Genomic DNA, 15,792 nt, shown 5'->3' on the forward strand with positions numbered 1-15,792 from the left:
GCTAGGTGTTACAGCGTGTATCACCAAGGTTAGTGGAACGCCATGTCACGGTCAATATCCGCACGGGTATCGTTGGCACTGTGACTGCACCATCCGCGCACGCCGAGCAGACCGCCGCCGACGGTCGCGCCACCCGCTGGCACGGCCACAAAGAGCGCCGCCGCGCGGAGATGATCGACGCCGCCATCGAGGTGATCGAGGAACACGGTCTCGAGATCTCGGTGCAGTTGATCGCCGAACATCTCGCACTGCCTCGACCGGTGGTCTACCGCCATGTCGGTGGCCGGGCCGAACTCGACGCGCTGTCGCGGCAGCGGATCCTGGAACTGCTGCTCGCGGAGCTGCTGCCCGCCCTGCAGTCCGAGGGCACGCTCAAAGAAGCCGTTCGCGGCGCCATCGGCACCTATCTCGGCTGGATCGAACGCCACCCGAATCTGCACCGCTTCCTCGGCGACGCGGCACCGCAGGGCGCGCCGAGTCTGAGCGGCGCGGGCCGCGCGGTGGGCGGACAGCTCGCCGACATCTTCGCGGCCACTCTGGCCCGGTTCGGCATCGACCCGGCGCGCGGTCGGCCGATGGCATTCGGCATGGTCGGGCTCGTCGACGGCGTGGTGGCGAGTTGGCGCGCGGAATCGGAGCCGGTCCTCACCACCGAGCAGGTGCAGGGCATTCTGACCGAGTCGGTGCTGTCGCTGTTCGAGGGCAATGCGCGCAGTCTCGGTGTTCCGCTGCAACGGGATTCGCTCATCGCCGACCTGCTCATCGCGCCGGACGCGGCCCCGCCGCCCGGCGAGCGCCTGCGCTGACTCAACCGGTCAGCGCGCGATAGGTTCGATTCCACAGCCACTCCACGGGTCCGCGCTCGAATCGGCGCAACCACAGGTGGGCGAAGGTGATGATCGCGGTGGCGACGAACAGGTAGATCGCCACGGTGAACGGCACTCTCGCCGAGTCGGATACCCGCGCCGCCAGGCCGAAACCCCAGCCGTAGCACAGCATTCCGGCGATCAGGTTCTGCAGGATGTAGCAGCTGAGGGCGGTGCGGCCGACCTCGCTCAAGCGGGTGCCCGCGAATCCGACGCGGGGCCTGCGCAGGTAGAACTCGGCTACCGCCGCCAAGATCGCGAGGGCGACGAACGGCGCCGTCCCGTACCGCGTGAAGAAGATGAAGTCGCCACCGCCCAGGATGCCGACCCCCAGGTCCAGCGGCGCGGCGATCCCGAACCCGATCACCATGAGCCCGCGGCGAATTCGCGCACCCTCCGGCCGGAAGACGCCCGCGCGGAACAGCCGCGCGCCGACCAGGAACAGCGCGATCGACATCGGGAACACGAAGATCGTCTCGAGCCGGAAGATCAGGACGTGGTCGATACGGAACAGCACCAGATCCCAGAAGGAGCCGTCCGCATAGGGATTCGGGTCGAGTGGTGCGGAGTCGGCGCTCTCCTGTTGTGACGCGAAGGTCAAGGCGGCTGCGAACAACGTCAACATCGTCACGTGGACCGAGGCGGCGATGATCAGCCAACGGCGTTGTGCTCGTTCGCTTGTCGCGAGGATGTACGCGACCACCAGGCCGGTCAGCGCGTAGCCCATCAGTACGTCGAACTCTGCCACGAACAGAAAGTTCAGCAGGCCGTCGAGGAACAGCAGTCCCGCGCGGTAAGGGTATTTGCCGGGCCACGGTCGCCCGCCGCGTTGCGCCGACCCCTGCTGGATGGCGAGCCCGATCCCGAACATCACCGTGAGCAGGCCGAGGAATTTGCCCTGCGCGAGCTGCTGGAGCACCCGTTCGGACCACATCCAGGCGTTTTCGGGGGTCGCGCCGAGCTCGTCGAGGTAGCCGACCATGCCCGCCGAATCGGTGAAGATCCAGATATTGGTACCGAGAGTGCCCAGGATCGCGATGCCGCGCAGCACATCCAGCGCGATCATGCGAGCGGGCCCGGGGGCGGCGGGCGCTTCGGTGGCGGGTGCGACGGCGTCGGTCATGCACCGAGTATCAGCGCGACCACCGGCCCTGCGGATCGCTCACGAGGACGATTCCATGGTCCCCCTCTTGGGGGACGTTCCCGGCCTCCCACGGCCCCGCTGGGCGGAGATGCGGGTGCGGGTCGGGCCCGTCGCCTAGGCTCGTCTGCATGCAGCGCATCATCGGAATCGAGGTCGAATACGGCATCTCGACCCCCACGGAGCCGACGGCCAACCCGATCCTCACCTCCACGCAGGCCGTTCTCGCCTACGCCGCCGCCGCGGGATTGCCGCGAGCCAAGCGAACCCGGTGGGACTACGAGGTGGAATCCCCGCTGCGTGACGCGCGTGGATTCGATCTGAGCCGGATGAGCGGGCCCGCCCCGATCATCGACGCCGACGAGGTCGGCGCGGCGAACATGATCCTCACCAACGGCGCCCGGCTCTACGTCGACCACGCCCACCCGGAGTACTCCGCACCCGAGGTCGTGGATCCGCTCGACGCGGTCATCTGGGACAAAGCGGGCGAGCGGGTGATGGAGGCGGCCGCCCGGCATGCCTCGAGCGTGCCAGGCGCGCCCCGGCTGCAGCTGTACAAGAACAACGTCGACGGCAAGGGCGCTTCCTACGGCACCCACGAGAACTACCTGATGAGCCGCGACACCCCGTTCAGCCACATCATCGCGGGCCTGACGCCGTTCTTCGTCTCCCGCCAGGTGATCTGTGGCGCGGGCCGGGTCGGCATCGGCCAGTCCGGCGACCACGCCGGTTTCCAGCTGTCCCAGCGCGCCGATTACATCGAGGTCGAGGTCGGCCTCGAGACCACGCTCAAGCGCGGCATCATCAACACCCGCGACGAGCCGCACGCCGACGCCGACAAGTACCGGCGACTGCACGTGATCATCGGCGACGCCAACCTCGCCGAGATGTCGACCTACCTCAAGGTCGGCACCACCGCGCTGGTGCTCGACATGATCGAGGGCGGCGAGGACCTCTCGGAGTTCCAGCTGGCCCGCCCGGTCACCGCCGTGCACCAGATCAGTCACGACCCGACGCTGCGCGCCACCGTCGCCCTCGCCGACGGCCGTGATCTGACCGGCCTTGCGCTGCAACGGCTCTACCACGAGCGGGCCGCCAAGTTCGTCCACCGCGAAGGCAACGACGACCCGCGCGTGCTCGACATCCTCGACAACTGGGCGATGGTCCTCGACCTGCTCGAGCGCGATCCGATGGAGGCCGCGCACCTGCTCGACTGGCCGGCCAAACTTCGCCTGCTCGAGGGCATGCGCACCAGGGAAGGGCTGGGCTGGGCCGCGCCGAAGCTGCACCTGATGGATCTGCAGTACTCCGATGTGCGCCTGGACAAGGGGCTCTACAACCGGCTGGTCGCGCGCGGGTCGATGAAGCGGCTCGTCAGCGAGCAGCAGGTGCTCGACGCGATGACCAATCCGCCCACCGACACCCGCGCCTACTTCCGCGGTGAGTGTCTACGCCGATTCGGCGCCGATATCGCCGCCGCCAGTTGGGATTCGGTGATCTTCGATCTCGGCGGTGATTCGCTGGTGCGGATTCCGACGCTGGAACCCCGCCGGGGCACGAAAGCGCACGTAGGAAAGCTGCTCGACGCCTCGCGCACCGCCGCGGAACTGGTCGAGCAGCTTACCCACTGACGCGTTGCGGGGCACGACCGCGCGACAATACGATCGCTATCGACCACCTTGTCGGATCGGCTCGGTAGGGTTGTGGGACACACACGATCATCGTGATGAGGAAGAGGAGGTCGGCTGCCATGGCACAAGAGCAGACCAAGCGCGCCGGGGGTGGCGACGAGGACGAGGGCCCCGAGGGCGTCGACGCGGCAGGGCAGGAACGCCGCGAAAAGCTCGCGGAGGAAACCGACGACTTGCTCGATGAAATCGATGACGTGCTCGAAGAGAACGCCGAAGACTTCGTGCGGGCATATGTGCAGAAGGGCGGCCAGTGACCCCAGGTGACCCCTTGCGCCTCCACGCGGGGCGGGCTCTCTCCTCGTTCACCGAACATCTCCGCATGCACGCTCCGGACCTGTTGCCCGCCAACAGGTTTCCGGCCTCGGATCTGACCGCGACGAAGGACCTGGCGCCGCACGGCACCACCATCGTCGCGGTCACCTACCGTGGCGGCGTGCTGATCGCGGGCGACCGCAGGGCGACCATGGGCAACCTGCTCGCCAGCCGCGACACCGAGAAGGTGTACATCACCGACACCTTCTCGGCGGCGGGCATCGCGGGCACCGCGGGTATCGCGATCGAGATGGTTCGGCTGTTCGCGGTGGAGCTGGAGTACTACGAGAAGATCGAAGGCGTGCCGCTCACCTTCGACGGTAAAGCCAACAAGCTGTCGAAGATGGTTCGCGACAATCTGCCTGCCGCGATGCAGGGTTTGGCCGCGATACCGCTGCTGGTCGGTTTCGACGACCAGATCCTCGACCCGGACCGGTCCGGTCGCATCGTGTCCTACGACGTGGTCGGCGGGCGCAGCGAGGAGCGATTCGGCTACACCGCCGTCGGCTCGGGTTCGATGTTCGCGAAGTCGTCGCTGAAGAAGCTCTACCAGCGCGGCATCGATCAGGATCGGGCCCTGCGGATCGCGGTGGAATCGCTGTTCGACGCCGCCGACGACGACACCGCCACCGGTGGTCCCGACATGCTGCGCGGGATCTTCCCGACAGCGGTGGTGATCGACGCCGACGGTGCGGACGAGATCGGTGAGGATCGTCTCGCCGAGATCGCCCGCGGTGTGATCGCCGACCGGGAAGCCGCGGAAGAAGGGGGCGCCGTCCGATGACGCTGCCGTATTACGCCTCGGCCGAGCAGATCATGCGCGACAAGACCGAGCTCGCCCGTAAGGGCATCGGTCGCGGTCGCAGCGTGATCGTGCTGGTCTACGCCGACGGCGTGCTGTTCGTCGCCGAGAACCCCTCGGCGACGTTGCACAAGGTCAGCGAGCTCTACGACCGCATCGGATTCTCCGCGGTCGGAAAGTACAACGAGTTCGAGGCCCTGCGCCGCGGCGGCATCCTGCAGGCCGACCTCAAGGGTTACCAGTACGACCGGCGCGATGTCACCGGGCGTGGGCTGGCCAACCTGTACGCGCAGACCCTCGGGTCGATCTTCACCGATCAGCTCAAGCCCTACGAGGTGGAGATCTGCGTCGCCGAGGTCGGGTATCCCGAACAGTCGCCGACCTCGGTGCTGTACCGGATCACCTTCGACGGGTCCATCGTCGACGAGCGCGAGTACGTCGTCATGGGCGGCACCACCGAGCCGATCCTGACCCAGCTCAAAGCCACCTACAAGCCGGGTCTGTCCCTGGACGACGCGTTGAAGGTGGCGATCGGCGCACTGCTGGCCGGTCAGCCCGAAGCCGACAAGGACAAGCGTCCGCTCGGTGAGGCCTCCCTCGAGGTGGCCACGCTCGAGCAGCAGCGGCCGCGGCGGGCGTTCCGTAGGCTGCAGGGCCCGGCCTTGGAGGCGGCGCTCGCCGCGTCCAAGTCCAAGCCCAAGCCGGTGAAAGAGGCGAAGCTGCCAGAACCCGACGACGACGCGGGGAAATAACCCACGTCACGATCATGATCGGGCCTGCGAATCACTCCGGTTCGCAGGCCCGATCTCGTCGTGTGCGCGGCGGTCGTTCGCTGTCCGAATCGTTGTGAACACGTATGCGAATGGGATGTCAGGAGCGCCGCGCGGGCACTGGTCATGGCTGTAGTGTCGATAGTGTGCAGCGACGAATCATGGGGATCGAGACCGAGTTCGGTGTGACATGCACCTTCCACGGTCACCGTCGGCTGTCCCCCGACGAGGTAGCCCGGTACTTGTTCCGCCGGGTGGTGTCCTGGGGCCGTAGCTCCAATGTCTTCCTTCGCAACGGTGCCAGGTTGTACCTCGACGTCGGATCGCATCCCGAGTACGCCACCGCCGAATGCGACAGCCTGGTGCAGTTGGTCACCCACGACCGGGCAGGCGAGCGGGTATTGGAAGACCTGCTCATAGACGCCGAACAGCGCCTCGCCGAGGAAGGCATCGGCGGCGACATCTACCTGTTCAAGAACAACACCGACTCCGCGGGCAACTCCTACGGCTGCCACGAGAACTTCCTCGTGGTCCGCGCGGGCGAGTTCTCCCGGATCTCCGATGTGTTGCTCCCGTTCCTGGTCACCCGCCAGCTCATCTGCGGGGCGGGCAAGGTACTGCAGACGCCCAAGGCGGCCACGTTCTGCCTGTCGCAGCGTGCCGAGCACATCTGGGAGGGCGTCTCCTCGGCGACCACTCGCTCGCGCCCGATCATCAATACCCGCGACGAGCCGCATGCCGACGCCGAGAAGTACCGGCGTCTGCATGTGATCGTCGGCGACTCCAACATGGCCGAACCGACCACCATGCTCAAGGTGGGTACGGCCTCGCTGGTGCTGGAGATGATCGAGGCGGGGGTGTCGTTCCGCGATTTCGCCCTCGACAACCCGATACGCGCCATTCGCGAGGTCAGCCACGATCTCACCGGCCGTCGTCCCGTGCGCCTGGCCGGCGGGCGTCAGGCCAGCGCCCTCGAGATCCAGCGCGAGTACTACGCCCGCGCGGTCGAGCACCTGCGCAACCGCGACCGCGATCCGCAGGTCGACGCGGTGGTGGATCTGTGGGGTCGCACCCTCGATGCGGTCGAGGCGCAGGACTTCGCCAAGGTCGACACCGAGATCGACTGGGTGATCAAGCGCAAGCTGTTCCAGCGCTACCAGGACCGCTACAGCATGGAGATGTCGGATCCCAAGATCGCCCAGCTGGATCTGGCCTATCACGACATCAAGCGTGGTCGCGGTGTGTTCGACCTGCTCCAGCGCAAGGGTCTGGCCAAGCGGATCACCGAGGACGACGCCGTCGACGCCGCGGTGGACACCCCGCCGCAGACCACGCGGGCCAAGCTGCGCGGTGACTTCATCACCGCCGCGCAGGAGGCGGGCCGCGATTTCACCGTCGACTGGGTGCACCTCAAGCTGAACGATCAGGCGCAGCGCACGGTGCTGTGCAAGGATCCGTTCCGATCGGTCGACGAGCGCGTCGACCGGCTGATCGCCTCGATGTAGGCGAACCCCTCAGACGGGGGGACCACGACGGAACCGGTGGCGCATGGGAGCGATTGCGTAGGCGCCACCGGTTCCCTCGTGTGTAGGGCGGCTCAGTCCGCGGTGACGACCGTCGCGTACGTGGCGTTGAGCCCGGCGATGAACGCGGTGAGCGCCAATTCGAAACTGTCGTCATCGATTTCGTCGGCGATCGCGCGCAGCAGATGGGCCTGGTTCAGGTGCGGGTACCGGTCGCGGTAGACCTGCACGTCGTCGGCGAACCCGCCGGCGAACGAGCCGACCGTCGAACCCATGACCAGGTAGCGGGTGGCCGCGCCGATCATGGTGGCGTAGCGCGGTGGCCAGCCCGCACCGACCAGACCGCCGTGCACGGCGTCGGCCGCGCGGAGATTCTCGGCGCGGCGCCCCGGGCCCGTTGCCAGGTACGGCACGAAATTCGGGTGGGTGGCCAGTGCCGCGCGATAGCTGCGTGCCCAGTCAGCGAGTGCTCGATCCCAGCTCACCGTGTCGAAGGTCGAGGTGTCGACCAGGCTCATGATGCCGGTGGCGATGTCGTCGAACAGCTCGTCCTTGTTCGGGTAGTGGCCGTAGAGCGAGGCGGCCTGCACGCCGAGTTCGGCGCCCAGCTTGCGCATGGAGACCTCGGCGAGCCCGTCGCGGTCGATCAGGACCAGCGCGGCGTCGCGAATCCGCTCGCGGCTCAACAGCGGTACGCGCGGCCTCGCCATGCGCTCCTCCATCTCTCGTCGGGAAATCGAACGGTATCACCGATGCCGAAAACGACCCTTGATTAACCGAACGGCGTTAGGATACGGTGCCCGAGTAAACCTAACGCCGTTTGGTTCAGGAGTGGTCCCGTGGATTTCCAGCTCACCCCCGCGCAGTCCGACCTGCGCGAACTCGCCCGTACGTGGGTGGACAAGGAAGTCGTGCCGTACGCCGCCCAGTGGGATCGCGACGAATCGGTGGATCCGGCGATCGTCGGCAAGCTCGGTGCGCTGGGCTTCCTCGGGATCGGGATCGCCGAGGAATACGGCGGCTCCGGCGGCGACACCTTCGACTACTGCCTGCTGCTCGAGGAGCTCGGGCGCGGTGACAGCGCGGTGCGCGGCATCGTGTCGGTCTCGCTCGGCCTGTTCGGCAAGTCGATCGCCGCGTACGGCACCGAGGAGCAGAAGCAGCGGTTCCTGCCGGGAATCTGCGCGGGTGCGCAGCTCGGGTGTTTCGCGCTGACCGAACCCGGCACCGGTTCGGATGCGGCGAACCTCGACACCCGTGCGACACGTGACGGTTCGGACTGGGTCCTGTCCGGCACCAAGATCTTCATCACCAACGGCACCTGGGCCGATCACGCGCTGGTCTTCGCGCGGACCGGCGGTTCGGGGCCCAAGGGCGTCACGGCGTTCGTGGTGCCCACGGACGCACCGGGTTTCGGCCGGACCGAGATCAAGGGCAAGCTCGGTCTGCGCGGCCAGGCCACCGCCGAACTCGTCCTCGACGGGGTTCGGGTGCCCGACGCGCTGCGCCTCGGCGAGGAGGGGCAGGGCTTCCGGATCGCGATGTCCGCGCTCGACAAGGGCCGCATCGGGGTCGCGTCCGGGTGTGTCGGGTTGGCGCGTGCCTGCCTCGAAGCCGCGGTGCGTTACGCCGGTGAGCGTGAACAGTTCGGCAAGCCGATCGCCGGCTACCAGTTGGTGCAGGAACTTCTGTCCGATATCGCCGTCGACACCGACGCCGCACGGCTACTCGCCTGGCGTGCTGCCGATCTCGCCGACCGCGGCGAACCTTTCGGCACCGCCGCGTCGATGGCGAAGTTGTTCGCCTCCGAGGCGGCGGTCTCGGCCGCCAACAACGCGATCCAGGTGTTCGGCGGCTACGGCTACATCGATGAATACCCCGTCGCCAAGTACCTGCGCGACGCCCGCGTGCTGACCCTCTACGAGGGCACCACCCAGATCCAGAAACTGCTCATCGGGCGCGCCCTCACCGGCGTGAATGCCATTGTCTGACACAGGAGTACGACCCATGATCCACCGAACAGCCCTCGTCACCGGGGCGGCCCGCGGCATCGGCGCGGCGACCGCTGCCCGCCTGGCCGACGACGGATTCGCCGTGGCCGTCGTCGATCTCGACGCCGACGCCGCGGTACTGGCCGCCGGGCAGATCAACGCGGCGGGCGGCACCGCGATCGGCATCGGCTGCGACGTCGCCGACGAGGCGCAGGTAGCCGCCGCCGTCGCGCGCACCGTGGCGGACTTCGGCTCGCTCGACGTCCTCGTGAACAACGCGGGAGTACTGCGCGACAACCTGCTGTTCAAGATGTCGGTCGAGGACTGGGACACCGTCATGGCGGTGCACCTGCGCGGCGCGTTCCTGTGCTGCAAGGCCGCGCAGAAACACATGGTGGACAACGGCGGCGGCGCCATCGTCAACACCTCGAGCGTCTCGGCGCTCGGCACCCGTGGTCAGGCCAACTACGCGGCGGCGAAAGCCGGCATCCAGGGCCTGACCCGCACGCTGGCCATGGAACTCGGCCCGTTCGGGATTCGCGCCAACGCCGTGGCGCCCGGCTTCATCGCCACCGAGATGACCGCGGCCACCGCGGCGCGCAGGGGCATGAGCGCCGAGGAGTTGCAGGCGAAGACCGCCGAGATCACCCCGCTGCGCCGGGTCGGCCTGCCTGCCGACATCGCGAATGTGGTCGCCTTCCTCGCCTCCGACAATGCCGGGTTCGTCACCGGACAGACCGTGTATGTCGACGGCGGACGTCGTCTCTAGATTTCGGAGAACCATCATGCAGAGAACAGTTTTCAACTACGAGCACGAGGCATTCCGCAAGACCGTGCGCGCGTTCATCGAATCGCAGGTCGCACCGGTCTACGACCAGTGGTACGAGGCGGGCATCGTGCCGCGTGAGTTCTACGGCAAGCTGGCCGATCTCGGGGTGTTCGGGATCGAGGTGCCGGAGGAATACGGTGGCGCCGGCATCGAGTCGTTCAAGTTCCAGGCGATCCTGCTGGAGGAAACCACCCGCGCCGGTGTGTCTTTCGGTGGTTCGGGCGTGCACGTGGGCCTGTGCCTGCCGTATCTGAAGAATCTCGCGACCGAAGAACAGAAGCAGCGCTGGCTGCCGGGGTTCGTCTCGGGCGAGATCATGTTCGCGATCGCGATGACCGAGCCCGGCACCGGCTCCGACCTCGCCGGAATGCGGACCACCGCGCAGCTTTCCGAGGACGGCACGCATTACGTGCTCAACGGTTCCAAGACGTTCATCACCGGTGGTGTGCACGCCGATCGGGTGATCGTGTGCGCCCGGACGGCCCCGGTCTCGGAAACCGATCGGCGGCAAGGGATCTCGCTGCTCGTCGTCGATACGAACTCGCCGGGATACGCGGTGGGCCGCAAGCTGGACAAGCTGGGTCTGAAGGTGTCCGACACGGCCGAGCTGTCGTTCACCGACGTGCGGGTCCCGGTCTCGGACCTGCTGGGCGAGGCGAACCGGGGTTTCAGCTACCTGGGTCAGAACCTGCCCCAGGAACGGCTCTCGATCGCGCTCGGCGCCTACGCCCAGGCCAAGGCGGCGATCCGGTTCACCTTCGAATACACCAGGGGCCGCAACGTTTTCGGTCAGCCGGTCGCGCAGTTCCAGAACACCAAGTTCGAACTGGCCGCCTGTCAGGCCGAGGTCGACGCGGCCGAGGCGGTCGTCGACCGGGCGCTGGAGGCGCTCGACCGCGATGAGCTCACCGCCGCCGACGCGGCCTCGGCCAAACTGTTCTGCTCCGAGGTGGCCTCGCGGGTCATCGACCGCTGCCTGCAGTTGCACGGTGGCTACGGCTACATCAACGAGTACCCGGTGGCCCGCCTGTACGCCGACAACCGGGTCAACCGGATCTACGGCGGCACCAGCGAGGTGATGAAGATGATCATCGCCAAGGACATGGGCTTGTGACGGGCGCCGCGTATCTGGTCGACGGCGTGCGGACGCCGTTCGGCCGGTACGGGGGCGCGTTGGCCGACGTGCGCCCCGACGACCTTGCCGCGCACGCGATCGCGGCGCTGGTAGCGCGCCTGCCGAGGGTGGATTTCGGCGCCGTCGACGATGTGGTGTTCGGCTGTGTGAACCAGGCGGGCGAGGACAATCGCAATGTCGCGCGGATGGCGGCCCTGCTGGCCGGGTTGTCGGTGACCGTGCCCGGTATCACCGTCAACCGGCTGTGCTCGTCGGGTCTGGACGCCGTGGGCTCCGCGGCCAGGGCGATCCGGTCCGGTGACGCGGACCTGGTGATCGCCGGTGGGGTGGAATCGATGACCCGGTCGCCGTATGTGCTACCGAAAAGTCTTGCGCCATGGGACCGTTCGGCGCAAATAGCCGACACCACGATCGGCTGGCGGTTCGTGAATCCGCGGATGCGCGAGGCGCACGGCACGGACACGATGCCCGAAACCGCCCAGAACATCGCCGACGAGTACGGCATCGCGCGTGCCGATCAGGACGCGTTCGGGTTGCGCTCGCAGCAGCGGGCGGCGCGGGCGATCGACCGGGGCAGGCTGGCGCGCGAGATCGCCGGGGTGCCGGTGCCGCGGCGGCGCGGTGAGCCGGTGCTCGTCGATCGGGACGAACATCCGCGCGAGACCAGCGCGGAGTCGCTGGCGGCGTTGCGGGCGGTGGTGACCGGCGGATCGATCACCGCGGGCAATTCCTCAGGGATCAATGACGGCGCCGCCGCTCTGCTCCTGGCCTCCGAGGACGCTGTTCGTCGGTACGGTCTCACCCCGCTGGCACGGGTCGGGGCGGTGGCCGCAGCCGGTGTCGCGCCGCGAACCATGGGTATCGGGCCGGTACCCGCCGTCGAAAAGCTGCTCGCCCGAACAGGTTTGGGAATCGGTGAGATCGACGTCATCGAGCTCAACGAAGCCTTCGCCGCGCAGGCCCTCGCGGTGTTGCGCGGGCTCGGCCTGCCCGACGACGCCGAGCACGTCAATCCCAACGGGGGTGCGATCGCGCTCGGACATCCGCTCGGTGCCAGCGGTGCGCGGCTGGCGCTCACCGCGGCGCTCGAACTCGTCGAACGCGACGCGCGCCACGCGATCGCCACCCTGTGCGTCGGCGTGGGACAAGGCCTCGCTGTCCACCTCCATCGCTTCGAACACTAGGAACACCATGAACGCCACTCTGTCGCTGGCGAGCATCCTCGCCGAACCAGCCCGTCGTCGACCGAACCACCTCGCCCTGATCGAAGGCGACACCCGCATCACCTTCGCCGATCTGTGGCGCCAGGCTCGCGAACAAGCAGGCGCCCTGATCGCGCGTGGAGTGAAGCCCGGTGACCGGGTCGGGCTGTTGTGTCCGAACACCGCCGACTTCCCGCGCGCCTACTTCGCCATCCTGGCCGCGGGCGCGACGGTGGTGCCCGTGCATCTGCTGCTCACCGCGCTGGAGATGGAGTATGTGCTGCGCGACAGCGGCGCCTCGTCGCTGATCTGTCATCCGATGGTCGCGGCCACGGGTACCGAAGCCGCTCGCAACGCGGGCATCGATGTGGTGGCGCCCGAAGACCTGGTCGGCGAGGCGATTCCGAACTTCGTCTCCCGTGGTCCCCTCGATACCGCGGTCGTCTTCTACACCAGCGGCACCACCGGAACGCCCAAGGGAGCCGAACTCAGCCATCTCAATATGGTGATGTGCGCGACGGTGAACACGTTCGACGCCAATGAGATCCACCGCGACGACATCGCACTCGGCGCGCTGCCGCTGTTCCACGTGTTCGGGCAGACGGTGTCGATGAACTCGCACTGGCGGGTCGGCGGCACCCTGGTGCTGATGCCGAGATTCGATGCGGTCGCGGCTATTTCGCTGATGGCGGCCGAGCGGGTCAACCTGTTCCACGGTGTGCCCACCATGTATCTGTCGCTGATCGAGGCGGCGGCATCGGCACCGCGATTGCCGGAGCTGAAACTGTGCATCAGCGGTGGCGCCGCACTGCCGGTGGCCGTGCTGGAGGAATTCGAGAGCGTTTTCCACGCGCCGGTGCTCGAGGGATACGGCCTGTCGGAGACCTCGCCGACCGCCGCGGTGAACCAGCCGTGCTTCGGTACCGAAGCGGGCACTGTGGGACATCCGGTGTGGGGAGTCGACGTGGAGATCGCCGATCCCGCGATCGCCGATCGCATCGAATTGCTGCCCATCGGCGCCGTGGGGGAGGTGGTGGTGCGCGGGCACAACGTGTTCAGCGGCTACACCGGCAGGCCGGAGGCGACCGCGGCGGCCGTGATCGACGGCTGGTTCCGGACCGGCGATCTCGGTACCCGCGACGAAACCGGCCGGGTGCGCATCGTCGACCGGATCAAGGAGATGATCCTGCGCGGTGGCTTCAACGTCTATCCGACCGAGGTGGAAGCAGCCCTCATGCGGCACCCGCACATCGCGCAGGTCGCGGTGATCGGCGTGCCCGACCCGCACTACGGTGAGGAGGTCGTGGCGGTCGTCGTGCCGGACGGCGCGCTGACCGAGCAGGATGTGATCGACTTCGCCAAGGCGCAGGTCGCGAAGTACAAGTACCCGCGCCGCGTCGAATTCGTGACCGAGCTACCGCTCGGTCCCACCCACAAGGTTCTCAAGCGCGAACTGCGCCAACGTTTCGGAGGAGCGGCATGACAACGGATTTCGCCGATTTCGACGCCGTGCGCGCCGCGGTCGGAACCGAACTGGGCCCCAGCGAGTGGGTCACCGTCGACCAGCGTCGCATCGACCTGTTCGCCGAGGCCACCGGCGACCACCAGTGGATCCATGTCGACGCCGAACGCGCCGCCGCGGGCACGTATGGCACCACCATCGCCCACGGGCTGCTAACCCTGTCGCTGATCGTGCCGATGACCCAACAGATCATGAGCGTCAGCGCTGCGAAGGTCGGCATCAACTACGGCTTCGACCGAGTTCGTTTCCTCACGCCTGTCCCCGTCGACAGCCGCATCCGCGCCCACCTCACCCTCACCGAGGTCACCGAAGTTCCCGGCGGCGTCCAAATCCATCGCCACGTCACCGTCGAACTCGAGAATGCCCCCCGCCCGGCGTGTGTGGCTGATTCCATCGCCCGCTTCCTCCTCTGATCTAGCGGAGTACTCCGCTGATGACCCAGAGATGGCCGAACGGGTCCTCCACCCGGCCTTGGCGCTTGCCGTAAGGGCGGTTCTCGACGGGGATCACCAACTCGGCGCCGTAGCGCACCATCCGGTGCGCTACGGCGTCCGGGTCGGCAACGGTGAGCTCGAGCAGGACGGGCGAGCCGCCCAGCGATCGGGGATCGGACCACCGCCACTCCTCGACACTCTGCGCCAAGGCGAAGACGACAGCGCCGAGCGTGAGTTCGGCATGGTTCACCACGCCGTGGTCATCGGCGACTCGAAGACGCATCTCGGCTCCGAGGGCTTCGGTGTAGAAGGTGATCGCTGCCTGCGCATCGGAGACCAGCAGCTTGGGGACCAGGTGGTTGTTCATCCCTCCATGCTCACCGAGTGGGGCGTTGTCGGCCTTGTAGATTTCGGCCCTCTTCGTCGAGCCACTCGGTGGGCGTGGTGTTCATGAGGTCGCGGAAGTCGTGCACGAGGTGGCTCTGGTCGTGGTAGCCCGAATCGGCTGCCACTTGCGCCCAGGTGGCAGCGCCTGTACCCGCACGGCCCACCGCGGACTCCATACGGGCGACGCGCGAGGCGAACTTCGGGGTGACCCCCAGGGAGCGTCGCATCACGTGGCGCAATCGCCGGGGGCTCAGGTGCACCTCGTGCGCGAGATCGTCGATCGAAGCCGTCCCGCTACCGGCTCGGATCAGGTCCAGCGCTCGGCAGGCGTCGTCGGCTCGGGTGTCGGGATCGGCCCGGTACAGCTGGTCGAGGAGCCGGATTCGCAGCAGTGTCTCGCGGTGACCGACCGGACGGTCCGCCAACTCCTCGCACAGCGAGTTCACCCACGGCACAACAGCATCGGCGATCACCCCGCCCGCGTCCACCTCGCTCAGCGGCATGCCGATCAGCCTGCGCAAGGCCGCGGCCGACAACTCGACATAGGCCGTCGGTTGTCGCGGTAGCAGGGTCGTGACCGGCGTCGCGATCCCGGGCCGCATCAATCCGGCCACCACCGCCTGGGCGGTGAGGGTCCGTCCGTCGTAGTCGACCTCGATCGGGGCGCCGAGGCTGACGACCAACCGCGCGGACAGCGTGGGAACGGCGCGATGAGGACGAGCGCGACCGACGTGCTCGCTGAGCGCCACCACGCCGATGCCCGCGGCACGGCATGTCAGACGTAGGTCCACCGTCACATTCTCGCATCCACCAACCGGAACTAGCCCTCCGCGAGTAGGCGCTCGAGGGTTTCGACCTTGGTGTTCAGAGCGTCGGTGACGCCGGGGCGGAGGTCGGCCTTGAGAACCAGACTGCAGCGCGGGGCGGTGGCGAGGATGGCGTCGGTGGCGGCCTTGATCACCGCCATCACCTCGTCCCACTCGCCTTCGATGGTGGTGAACATCGCGTCGGTGCGGTTCGGGAGGCCGGAATCGCGGACCACGCGCACGGCCGCGGCGACAGCTTCGCCGACCGAGCCGTCGGTGTGGGCGGAACCGCTGGGGGCTACGGAGAAGGCGACGAGCATCGTGGGTCCTTTCGATGGGGGCGCTGTCCATGGTCCCCGGCCGCGGCACAACTGTGCGCCG

At 67.6% G+C, this 15,792-nt stretch carries 17 protein-coding genes; 12 read left to right on the top strand and 5 right to left on the bottom strand.

Features of this window, described 5'->3' with window-relative positions; all coding sequences use genetic code 11:
* Positions 1-80: 80 nt before the first annotated feature.
* Complete coding sequence (locus NS1_RS09510) at positions 81-806, top strand: TetR/AcrR family transcriptional regulator (RefSeq protein ID WP_062983397.1); 726 nt, start codon at positions 81-83, stop codon at positions 804-806.
* Position 807: 1 nt separating this feature from the next.
* On the opposite strand, the gene NS1_RS09515 is transcribed toward NS1_RS09510, so the two are convergent.
* A complete protein-coding gene (locus NS1_RS09515) occupies positions 808-1,989 on the bottom strand; it encodes a DUF418 domain-containing protein (RefSeq protein WP_084503615.1) in 1,182 nt (393 codons plus the stop codon).
* 149 nt (positions 1,990-2,138) lie between these two features.
* Between NS1_RS09515 and dop the strand changes: the two genes are divergently transcribed.
* From dop to pafA, 5 genes are all read left to right on the top strand, one after another.
* Complete coding sequence (gene dop / locus NS1_RS09520) at positions 2,139-3,638, top strand: depupylase/deamidase Dop (RefSeq protein WP_062983399.1); 1,500 nt, start codon at positions 2,139-2,141, stop codon at positions 3,636-3,638.
* A 119-nt stretch (positions 3,639-3,757) separates the two neighbouring features.
* Positions 3,758-3,952 (top strand): ubiquitin-like protein Pup, encoded by a 195-nt coding sequence (locus tag NS1_RS09525; protein ID WP_019047503.1) that lies wholly within the window; start codon positions 3,758-3,760, stop codon positions 3,950-3,952.
* A complete protein-coding gene (gene prcB / locus NS1_RS09530) occupies positions 3,949-4,794 on the top strand; it encodes a proteasome subunit beta (protein WP_062983401.1) in 846 nt (281 codons plus the stop codon). Before NS1_RS09525 ends, prcB begins: the two co-directional genes overlap by 4 nt.
* Positions 4,791-5,564 carry a proteasome subunit alpha gene (gene prcA / locus NS1_RS09535; RefSeq protein ID WP_062983403.1) on the top strand — a complete coding sequence of 258 codons (774 nt, stop codon included), beginning with the start codon at positions 4,791-4,793 and terminating at the stop codon, positions 5,562-5,564. The genes prcB and prcA overlap by 4 nt, the downstream gene beginning before the upstream one ends.
* A 164-nt stretch (positions 5,565-5,728) precedes the next feature.
* Positions 5,729-7,087 carry a Pup--protein ligase gene (pafA, locus tag NS1_RS09540; RefSeq protein WP_194824832.1) on the top strand — a complete coding sequence of 453 codons (1,359 nt, stop codon included), beginning with the start codon at positions 5,729-5,731 and terminating at the stop codon, positions 7,085-7,087.
* Between the two features lie 92 nt (positions 7,088-7,179).
* Here pafA and NS1_RS09545 read toward each other — a convergent pair whose 3' ends face one another.
* Positions 7,180-7,815, bottom strand: a complete 636-nt coding sequence (locus NS1_RS09545) for a TetR/AcrR family transcriptional regulator (protein ID WP_056815272.1) — start codon at positions 7,813-7,815, stop codon at positions 7,180-7,182.
* A 129-nt stretch (positions 7,816-7,944) separates the two neighbouring features.
* Between NS1_RS09545 and NS1_RS09550 the strand changes: the two genes are divergently transcribed.
* Genes NS1_RS09550 through NS1_RS09575 form a run of 6 tightly spaced genes read left to right on the top strand, consistent with a single transcriptional unit; the run spans position 7,945 to position 14,197 of the window.
* The gene (locus NS1_RS09550; RefSeq protein WP_062983405.1) at positions 7,945-9,096 is read left to right on the top strand and encodes an acyl-CoA dehydrogenase family protein; all 1,152 of its coding nucleotides are present in this window, start codon (positions 7,945-7,947) and stop codon (positions 9,094-9,096) included.
* A gap of 16 nt (positions 9,097-9,112) precedes the next feature.
* Entirely contained in the window at positions 9,113-9,865 is a 753-nt protein-coding gene (gene fabG, locus NS1_RS09555) for a 3-oxoacyl-ACP reductase FabG (RefSeq protein WP_062983407.1), read from the top strand.
* Positions 9,866-9,881: 16 nt separating this feature from the next.
* The gene (locus NS1_RS09560) at positions 9,882-11,039 is read left to right on the top strand and encodes an acyl-CoA dehydrogenase family protein (RefSeq protein WP_062983409.1); all 1,158 of its coding nucleotides are present in this window, start codon (positions 9,882-9,884) and stop codon (positions 11,037-11,039) included.
* On the top strand, positions 11,036-12,244 hold the full coding sequence (gene pcaF, locus NS1_RS09565; protein ID WP_062983411.1) for a 3-oxoadipyl-CoA thiolase: 1,209 nt from the start codon (positions 11,036-11,038) through the stop codon (positions 12,242-12,244). Before NS1_RS09560 ends, pcaF begins: the two co-directional genes overlap by 4 nt.
* Positions 12,245-12,251: 7 nt before the next feature.
* Positions 12,252-13,745: a long-chain-fatty-acid--CoA ligase gene (locus NS1_RS09570; protein WP_062983413.1), complete on the top strand. Its 1,494-nt coding sequence runs from the start codon at positions 12,252-12,254 to the stop codon at positions 13,743-13,745.
* Positions 13,742-14,197, top strand: a complete 456-nt coding sequence (locus tag NS1_RS09575; protein WP_062983416.1) for a MaoC family dehydratase — start codon at positions 13,742-13,744, stop codon at positions 14,195-14,197. The genes NS1_RS09570 and NS1_RS09575 overlap by 4 nt, the downstream gene beginning before the upstream one ends.
* 1 nt (position 14,198) lies before the next feature.
* On the opposite strand, the gene NS1_RS09580 is transcribed toward NS1_RS09575, so the two are convergent.
* The 3 genes from NS1_RS09580 to NS1_RS09590 are packed head-to-tail and all read right to left on the bottom strand — an operon-like array spanning position 14,199 to position 15,731.
* Positions 14,199-14,585: a VOC family protein gene (locus tag NS1_RS09580; protein WP_062983418.1), complete on the bottom strand. Its 387-nt coding sequence runs from the start codon at positions 14,583-14,585 to the stop codon at positions 14,199-14,201.
* Positions 14,586-14,595: 10 nt separating this feature from the next.
* On the bottom strand, positions 14,596-15,396 hold the full coding sequence (locus NS1_RS09585) for a helix-turn-helix domain-containing protein (protein ID WP_062983566.1): 801 nt from the start codon (positions 15,394-15,396) through the stop codon (positions 14,596-14,598).
* A gap of 29 nt (positions 15,397-15,425) precedes the next feature.
* On the bottom strand, positions 15,426-15,731 hold the full coding sequence (locus NS1_RS09590; protein WP_062983420.1) for a thiamine-binding protein: 306 nt from the start codon (positions 15,729-15,731) through the stop codon (positions 15,426-15,428).
* Between the last annotated feature and the right edge of the window lie 61 nt (positions 15,732-15,792).

Origin of the sequence: Nocardia salmonicida NBRC 13393, assembly GCF_001613085.1 — a bacterium.
GTDB lineage: Bacteria > Actinomycetota > Actinomycetes > Mycobacteriales > Mycobacteriaceae > Nocardia > Nocardia salmonicida.